Here is a 7,645-nt window from a genome sequence, read left to right as displayed (position 1 = left end):
TTCAAAACTAATATTTACCGTTCTTTCGAAAAAGAACAGAAACATGTAATTCTAAAGCTATTATCTTTCCAACAGAAAGATAATGAATTGACTGTGCCAAGTCCTAAGACTTGATTGGTCACTCAGTTCATTGAAATCATTGTGTTACCGAAGTAACTGCCATTCCTGAGAATGACGTTTTGATATTCATCAACGAGTGCCCACACAGATTGATAGGTTTAAATTGTTAAAGAGCTTTGCTTATCGAAACTTTCTTTTTACAAAGAAACCCTTGAAAGCGGACGTGAATTCTAGCGATTTAATCTTAAGTGTCAAACACTTTTTAAAATTAATTTGTTTCGAACTTTCCGTCTTACTGATTACCGCTGAAGCCTTGTGGCGTCTGCCGTGTCAGTGAGGCGGCATTATAGAGATCATCGAAAACATGGCAACCCCTTTTTTGATAAAAATTCAAAAAAGTTGCTTAAGTGTCTACTTTTACGTCAAAAGCTTCTTTCACAGGTCAAAGCTCATACAATTACAGGCATATCACTTAATATTTCGCGACTTGATCTTTCGAAAATGCCTCTATATCTAGTTCAATACTCCATTTATCACTCAGTTCTACGATGTTATCTAGCGACTGCTGAACCGTTTTTATCGTCAACGTATTATTGTCTAGGTCGTATACCTGTTTTTGCGTAGTGTAATAGAAGTAAAGAATGGTCAGCGCGTCTCGGTCGCCTTGTTCCGCTTTTGGCTGAATGCGCTTGAGCTTCCGATAGATTTGATTGTGGATTTGTTTCAGGTTCCAAACATAAAGCGCTTCTTTGAAATACTCATGCCCTTTCACTCGGCTTGCGATAAACGCATTCAAAGCGACAGATAAGATCACCCCAAGTACGTTCAAATGAAAGTTCCCTGTCGATTCACCAGTAATTGAAGTCGCCGAGCCAAACAATTCAATCAGAATGGTGCCGAATACGATGGCAAACAATGCAAGTGACCCAACTAATGAGACCAACAACAAGTTCATCTTCTTTCTATATTCTTCTTTATTGATCTTTTGTAACTTCATCGACTACTTCCTTCTGCAAGCCACCTAATAATTTGCGCATACTATCTATGTAAACATTGGTTCGCTTCAACCCTTACCGTCTTGTAATGTGGTCATTCTCTATTTAATACTCAAAGTTCACGGGTTGTTGCTAAGTGCAACTCCATTTGACTTCATTAATAGAAAAGAGTTACATACCGCCACAATTTTGGTTATTCATCAATTCATGTTGATAAAGTCCGTTTCGCTTTATCACATACTGACAAGGTACATTCCATGCGTTCATTTGTATTACGCGCTCGCGCAGCCCCTACAGAGAGCAAACTTATCTTAGAAGGTGTTGGGCAAGACGCTCATACTGAGATTCTGGCTCATACTCTTATGAACACGATCTTCGTAGCTCAATCTCATCGTGAGAATGTCACCGTGCACCTTGTATTAGAAAGTACTAAAGACTTCTCACGTACGATCACTTTCGATTCAAATGAGATCACCAACATTGGTGGCTTTCATGAATCGGCATTGTTATCAGCGGTAGTAAGAGCGGTTGATGCTTCTCAAGGTATGACCAAAGAGCAGACTCGTCAGGTTGAACCGGGAATCATCGTTCGCACTATGAGCTTTGAAAAACTAGTCAAAGAACTGGCTGAAGACCACCAGCTATACATGATGGATAAGAAAGGTGACTTTATCCGTGATGCGGAGATTGCTGAAAACCCATGTTTCCTTCTGACTGACCACATCCCTATGCCGAAGAAAAGCTACAACAGCTTAAAGCGCTTAGGGACAGAAAAGATCAGCTTAGGCCCGAACATGCTGTTTGCTTCTCAGTGTGTTGTGTTGATCAATAATGAGCTGGACATTCGCGGTTTCTAGCCCGATGAGACACAGCCATAATTAGCAAAGCCCGGTTATTAGCCGGGCTTTTGATTTTTGGGTTACCGATATTTGCTTTGCTCAACTTATTGCAAACTTGCCTCGTCACATCAGGTCTCGCATTAACGTCTCATACTGCTCAGACACCAAAACCACCAAGTGATTAAGTTCTTTTGCATCTTCCTCTGCCAGTAAAAGTTGCCAATCCGTCTGTTGACCACTTTCATCTCGCCCAAGCACTTTGGTGTTCCCTTGTTCAGTCTCAAACGATAAATGACTAAAATCCGTATCGTGGTGTTCATGAGACTCTAAAATTTCAAACTCTAGATTCCCTGTTGGCTTTACTTGAATGTGTGCATGAAAATGCTGCTGATTCTGTAACTCATACTCCCTGTGTATTGCGAACATACTCCCTCCTATCAACCTTAATCTAAGCTCGAAAGCGATCTGTTATAAATTACCTGCTCCTTAGGTTGTAACCCTTAGACAGCACGTATTTATACAAAGTGTAGGCATTAGATTTTAGCGCTAGGGCAAAATCAGCCTGCTGTTTGATACTAGACAAAATAACGATGAGTATTGTGACACTTAGATTGATATTTCTTGACAGTCGTAACCCATCTCAACATCTCCAAAAAACCACAAAGCATGCAATTTATAAAACTTGCGCTTCGTTCCATTTCTGCCCGTTGTTGGTCTGACCTTTACCAATTACTGGAGATTCCGCTCCAAGCTTATGATTCTACAGTTATACTTCCGATAATTTCGGTGAATTATTTTAAGGGAATATATGTCAATTTTTACCGTATTCTTCTGTGGTACAGGATCAAACTCAGAAGACAACAATCATAAAAACTATGTTTCAGGTGAGTTGATTTCTACGTTAGCGAAGAATACGACTGGCAGAGACATGATTGACTACATCCAAGTGGATGGCGTCGGCAGTGGGAATAAAAACGAATGGTTGAAGCAAGGCAAAGATGACACGTACTCCGGAGTTAAGGGAACGTTGCTAGGCAAAGGTATCGACAGCAACATGCGCCATGTGCTGAATATCTTGCGCGGAAGCCAACAAGATAAGAATGACTACATGAAGCGAGCTAAAGGCCTGCTCAGTGAATCTCGCCCAGAAAAATCAGCTTGGCCTTTCGCAACCAACCAAAAATATCAGGATTGGTTGAAAGACTCACAAGCACTGGCAGCCGATCTAAAACAAGGTATCGCTGCTCGCCAACAGAACATAGCGATTGAACGCCAAACCAAGCCCATTAGCCAAGTTAACATCGTAGGTTGGAGCCGTGGTGGTGTGAGTTGCTTTGAATTGGCGAACCGAATGCTTAAAGATCCCAAGCTTAGCCATATTCCCGTCAACATCTTTGCGTGTGACCCAGTTCCCGGTGGGATGAACGCATTCAAGGATTACAAATTACTGGGAAAAAACGTCAAACAAATCGTATGTGTTTTTGCTGAAGACGAACGTTCATTGGCTTTCAAGGCGAGAATGCCTCGCTTATCCCCTTCAACTCAATATTACACCACCTACATGCCCGGCCGACACGGCACTTTGGTAGGGAATGCGAACACTTCAGGCGGAAGCAAAGGCGCGGGATTACTTACCGGCCCAGGACTGGTGACAAGAGATTTCATGGAAAAGGTATTAACCGGTTGGGGCACGCAGCTTAAACCAAGTACGACATTGAACTTCTCTCGACAACGCATTATCGAACTGTACGAGCAAATGCGCAGTCATGAAGAGTATTTCAATAAAATGCACGGTATGACTTACACAGCTAAGAACCGACTACTATGGACAAGCAAAGATAGAATCGGCCAGCAGAGAGAGCGCCGTTATGGTATTCCAATGTATCGTTTTCAGTTTCCCGGCATAACCAACAACTACGGCGATGCGATTAATCGTCACCACTGCGATGTGTTAGCTACCAATGCTTTCGCTGCGCACGGTACTTCTGCCGCACTACCAAGCCCAGTCTGATATTCCTATTTGATAAGCAGTTAAACAAAAAAAGAGCTCAACTAAGTGAGCTCTTTTTATTGTCTATCTCTTGGTATCTGGGGAGTTATCCTAGAATCAAGCCTGATTAACCAAAGATGAAGCTGTATAGGAAGCCTGCACCCATCGCCATGCTTAAGATAACGAATAGGAATGCTGCAATCATTTGGTTCTTGAAGATTGATTTAAGCAGGATAACTTCCGTTAAACTTGCACCTGCACTACCAATAATCAATGCCATTACTGAACCCAGCGCCATACCTTTCTGTACTAGAGCTGCGCTTAGTGGGATTACCGCTTCAGCACGAATGTACAGTGGAATACCAATCACGGCTGCTACTGGAATCGCATACCACATACCTTCACCAGCGTACTGTGCAATAAGGTCTGTAGGTATGAAGCCGTAGATGAATGAACCAATCGCGATACCCATCATTAGGTAAGGGAAAACTTGTTTGAAGTCTTTCCAAGTTGAGAACCAAATTCTCATCCAACGGCTAGGTTCTTTCTTCTCTACGATTTCAGCTGTTACGCTTCCATCCGCTGAACAGCATGAAACCGTTACTTGTGGCTCTTCTTTTTTAGAATCGCAGCAAGATGTCTCTTTCGCCATTACGGGTGTAGGTTCGCCACATGCACTTGTACCACATGAAGATTCCGCTTTAGCCGGTGCTGCTTTCTTAGGAGCAGAGTCACCACAGCTAGTGCCACAGCTTGAAGCTGAACCTGTTGATTCATACGCTTCAGGTTTTACGTAACGCTCAAAGCCAAGCTTCTCAAGTGCGTAACCAGCCACTACAGACACCGTCATTGCTACAAGGAAGTAGAACACAGCGACTTGCCAGCCGAACGTAATCACGAACAAACCAATGATCACTGGGTTCAATAGTGGGCTACCGAATAGGAACACCATCATTGGACCGAAACCCGCTCTTGCACGCAGCAATCCTTTTAGGAAAGGAATGGTCGAACATGAACAGAAAGGTGTAATTGCACCCAATAGTGCAGCAACCACATACCCCTTACCATTACGTGAGCTCAGGATAGATTGAATCTTTTCTGGTGTAAGGAACTCTTGAAGAATCCCAACAATGTAGCTGATCGCTAAGAAAAGGATAATTAGCTCTACTGCTAAGAAAGCGAACATATCAAGTGCGTCTTTTAGCATTGTTAACATTTCATTGCTCATAATTAACTCCAAACTGGATTGAAGGTCGGGCTCTATGAGAAAAGTAACCAACCCTTAATTTCGAATATTCTCGAATTATAGAAATAAACAGCTTCAGATCAAGCTTTATTTCGATAAAAATCGAAATGATTTTCGAAAACACAGTTTTTCAATGACTTATACAGACACCGTTTTTAAATTTGAATTCGACATACATTTCGACTAACATCGAAATTAAATCTTGAGGAGTTACTATGAACTTAGAAGTCGTTGCGAAAGCACTTAAAGAGTTGGGGCACCCTATTCGCCTAACCATTTATAAGAGTGTCGTTAAAGCTGGCTACCAAGGCATTGCAGTTGGCGGCCTACAAGAAGAGCTGGGCATTCCCGGTTCTACCTTGTCTCACCACATATCAAGCTTGGCGTCTGCGGGCCTAATCAGCCAAAGACGAGAAGGAAGAACTCTATTCTGCGTGGCGGAGTATGAGTGCCTAGAAGGTGTGATTGATTTCTTACAAGACGAGTGTTGCGTAAATGAACAGTGCAACTAATGCACCTTTGAACAGGGCAGCTTTGAATAAGGCACCTTTGAAGCTCGAACAAGTCTGGGCCGAGTATCAGCAAGCATTAAAGTCATTCCTGCATTCAAAGGTCAACAACTCCGCGGATGTAGACGACTTGCTCCAAGATATCTTGATTAAGACCTATCAGAACTTAGATAAGGTACAAGATGCGAGCAGTGTTAAGGCTTGGCTGTTCCAGTTAGCCAACAACACCATTATCGACTTCTACCGTAAGCATGCACGCCAACAACGTGATAGCCAAATTGGTGCTGAAGATCTGTGGTTTACCGATTTAGACCACGACTCTGAATTTAAGCAGAAGCTTTCATTGTGTATTGAACCTTTCATTCAGGCATTGCCAGAACAAAGTTCATCGCTACTGCTTGCCGTCGACATCAAAGGTCAAAGCCAGAAAGAGATCGCAGAAGCGCAGAATGTCAGTTACTCAACGGTTAAATCCCGCGTGCAAAAAAGCCGTGCTGATCTTAAGAACCTGTTCGAACAGTGTTGTAACTTGTCCCTTGATCAACAAGGCAATGTGATTGATTGCGAGCTTAAGCCGAACGCCAGCTGCGGCAAGTGTTAATCGCTACATCGAATCCGTTATTTCAATCGAACAAAGCCAGCAATTGATGCTGGCTTTGTTGTTTTCATAATCTGCAAATCACGCTTTACTTAAACAAATCTAGAGCTTAATCGAATCGAGTGCTTAAGCGAACCAAGTGCTTGAGCAAACCGAACTACGCAGCTTCCGCTTTTACCACAGGTTGATAGCGCCCCGGTTTATGATTCATCGCTAGAATCAAGTTGGTGACTATCGCACCAAGCACAGACAGAAGAACCAATGACACATCAACAATGAACAGAGAAAGCACAACAATCGTGCAGTCTAATGCCATCTGCACCTTACCCGCTCGAATTCCAAAACGTTCTTGTAAGAACAATGCCAGAATGTTGAAGCCACCTAAGCTCATCTTGTGACGGAAAATCACCAACATGCCGGTACCAATCAAGCCACCACCAAGTAAAGCTGCATACAATGCATGAATTTCAGCAATTTGAATCACGTGATACAAGTGATCCACAGCGAACGAAACAATCGAAACAGCGATAAACGTATTGATGGTGAAGCGCCAGCCCATACGAGCAACCGACAAAATATAGAAAGGTAAGTTAAGTGCGAAGAATACTTGGCCAAAGCTTAGGTCTGTTACTTTGGTAATGAAGATCGCTAGACCAGCCGTGCCTCCGGTAAGCAAACCAACTTGGTTGAAAAAGATAACGCCGAGTGAAACCAGTGCGCTACCTAAGATCAGTGCCAGTAAGTTTTCGCGAAGGTTATGATCTTTATCCATGTGAATGACTCTCCCTGAATCTTTTAACATCGCGTTTCAGTAGTCTTGAAACGATTTATGCCCAAATTTACGATGTTTGACAGATAAGTCGAGTGAACGAGCAATGTTGCTTAGTGATTAGTTTGTATATTAGTTTTTACAGCTTTGTGAAAGCTGCTATTAAACATATAGTTATAAACCTGAATTTAGGCTTTCATTCTTAATTAGATACTTGTTTGTATTAACCAACGAGCTTCAAGTTTTCTTATTTATTGAACACGTTTTGTCCCAATTCCAATCAAGCGATAATCTATGCATAAAACGCATAGACTACATCACAAATGGTCATTTGATACATGACCTACTCATCACTATGATGCGCGACTTCTTACAACATTGAGCGCATGTCAACACCGTATGTTTTCACAATCTCTTTTTGCCCAATTGGCCAGAATGACGCTATTTCTTGTCATTAGTTTGGTTATTGTGCATCACAGTCAGCCATTGATTGATCTCTTGGCTCAGCATGCCGTGAGCAGTGGCTGCCACCAGCAGTCAGCGCATGAGCATTCTGGGCACGAACATCACCATGAGATGACTGACCAACACATGTCAGCGCAAGACCACTCACATCACCACCATTAATTTAAGAGTATT

Annotated in this window: 9 protein-coding genes; 4 read left to right on the top strand and 5 right to left on the bottom strand. The window is 42.5% G+C overall.

The window, feature by feature from the left end:
* Positions 1-532 precede the first annotated feature (532 nt).
* Positions 533-1,057, bottom strand: coding sequence for a DUF3087 family protein (locus tag AB4484_RS21990; protein WP_061037578.1), 525 nt, complete (start codon positions 1,055-1,057; stop codon positions 533-535).
* A gap of 255 nt (positions 1,058-1,312) precedes the next feature.
* On the opposite strand from AB4484_RS21990, the gene trmY reads away from it, so the two are divergent.
* Complete coding sequence (trmY, locus tag AB4484_RS21985; RefSeq protein WP_050643762.1) at positions 1,313-1,912, top strand: tRNA (pseudouridine(54)-N(1))-methyltransferase TrmY; 600 nt, start codon at positions 1,313-1,315, stop codon at positions 1,910-1,912.
* 105 nt (positions 1,913-2,017) lie between these two features.
* On the opposite strand, the gene AB4484_RS21980 is transcribed toward trmY, so the two are convergent.
* Complete coding sequence (locus AB4484_RS21980; protein ID WP_050620037.1) at positions 2,018-2,320, bottom strand: hypothetical protein; 303 nt, start codon at positions 2,318-2,320, stop codon at positions 2,018-2,020.
* Between the two features lie 382 nt (positions 2,321-2,702).
* On the opposite strand from AB4484_RS21980, the gene AB4484_RS21975 reads away from it, so the two are divergent.
* The gene (locus AB4484_RS21975) at positions 2,703-3,905 is read left to right on the top strand and encodes a hypothetical protein (RefSeq protein ID WP_372080419.1); all 1,203 of its coding nucleotides are present in this window, start codon (positions 2,703-2,705) and stop codon (positions 3,903-3,905) included.
* A 106-nt stretch (positions 3,906-4,011) separates the two neighbouring features.
* Here the strand turns inward: AB4484_RS21975 and AB4484_RS21970 are convergent, their stop codons facing one another.
* Positions 4,012-5,112, bottom strand: a complete 1,101-nt coding sequence (locus AB4484_RS21970; RefSeq protein ID WP_372080418.1) for a permease — start codon at positions 5,110-5,112, stop codon at positions 4,012-4,014.
* A gap of 233 nt (positions 5,113-5,345) precedes the next feature.
* Between AB4484_RS21970 and AB4484_RS21965 the strand changes: the two genes are divergently transcribed.
* Both AB4484_RS21965 and sigZ read left to right on the top strand, forming a co-directional pair.
* Positions 5,346-5,642 carry a helix-turn-helix transcriptional regulator gene (locus AB4484_RS21965; RefSeq protein WP_004733042.1) on the top strand — a complete coding sequence of 99 codons (297 nt, stop codon included), beginning with the start codon at positions 5,346-5,348 and terminating at the stop codon, positions 5,640-5,642.
* Positions 5,626-6,240, top strand: a complete 615-nt coding sequence (gene sigZ / locus AB4484_RS21960; RefSeq protein WP_372080416.1) for an RNA polymerase sigma factor SigZ — start codon at positions 5,626-5,628, stop codon at positions 6,238-6,240. The genes AB4484_RS21965 and sigZ overlap by 17 nt, the downstream gene beginning before the upstream one ends.
* 154 nt (positions 6,241-6,394) lie before the next feature.
* On the opposite strand, the gene AB4484_RS21955 is transcribed toward sigZ, so the two are convergent.
* Together AB4484_RS21955 and AB4484_RS21950 are read right to left on the bottom strand one after the other, a co-directional pair.
* The gene (locus AB4484_RS21955) at positions 6,395-7,009 is read right to left on the bottom strand and encodes a YitT family protein (protein ID WP_017065874.1); all 615 of its coding nucleotides are present in this window, start codon (positions 7,007-7,009) and stop codon (positions 6,395-6,397) included.
* A gap of 460 nt (positions 7,010-7,469) precedes the next feature.
* Positions 7,470-7,619: a hypothetical protein gene (locus AB4484_RS21950; RefSeq protein WP_179946933.1), complete on the bottom strand. Its 150-nt coding sequence runs from the start codon at positions 7,617-7,619 to the stop codon at positions 7,470-7,472.
* Between the last annotated feature and the right edge of the window lie 26 nt (positions 7,620-7,645).

It is taken from the genome of Vibrio sp. 10N.261.46.A3 (assembly GCF_041472995.1).
GTDB lineage: Bacteria > Pseudomonadota > Gammaproteobacteria > Enterobacterales > Vibrionaceae > Vibrio > Vibrio coralliirubri.
Note: the sequence above shows the minus strand (reverse complement) of the source record. Positions and strands in the feature narration are given on the sequence as shown.

What these genes read in the sequence shown, in the direction of transcription:
- AB4484_RS21990 (WP_061037578.1), bottom strand. Translation starts at nt 1,057, where the DNA reads ATGAAGTTACAAAAGATCAATAAAGAAGAATATAGAAAGAAGATGAAC.
- trmY (WP_050643762.1), top strand. Translation starts at nt 1,313, where the DNA reads ATGCGTTCATTTGTATTACGCGCTCGCGCAGCCCCTACAGAGAGCAAA.
- AB4484_RS21980 (WP_050620037.1), bottom strand. Translation starts at nt 2,320, where the DNA reads ATGTTCGCAATACACAGGGAGTATGAGTTACAGAATCAGCAGCATTTT.
- AB4484_RS21975 (WP_372080419.1), top strand. Translation starts at nt 2,703, where the DNA reads ATGTCAATTTTTACCGTATTCTTCTGTGGTACAGGATCAAACTCAGAA.
- AB4484_RS21970 (WP_372080418.1), bottom strand. Translation starts at nt 5,112, where the DNA reads ATGAGCAATGAAATGTTAACAATGCTAAAAGACGCACTTGATATGTTC.
- AB4484_RS21965 (WP_004733042.1), top strand. Translation starts at nt 5,346, where the DNA reads ATGAACTTAGAAGTCGTTGCGAAAGCACTTAAAGAGTTGGGGCACCCT.
- sigZ (WP_372080416.1), top strand. Translation starts at nt 5,626, where the DNA reads ATGAACAGTGCAACTAATGCACCTTTGAACAGGGCAGCTTTGAATAAG.
- AB4484_RS21955 (WP_017065874.1), bottom strand. Translation starts at nt 7,009, where the DNA reads ATGGATAAAGATCATAACCTTCGCGAAAACTTACTGGCACTGATCTTA.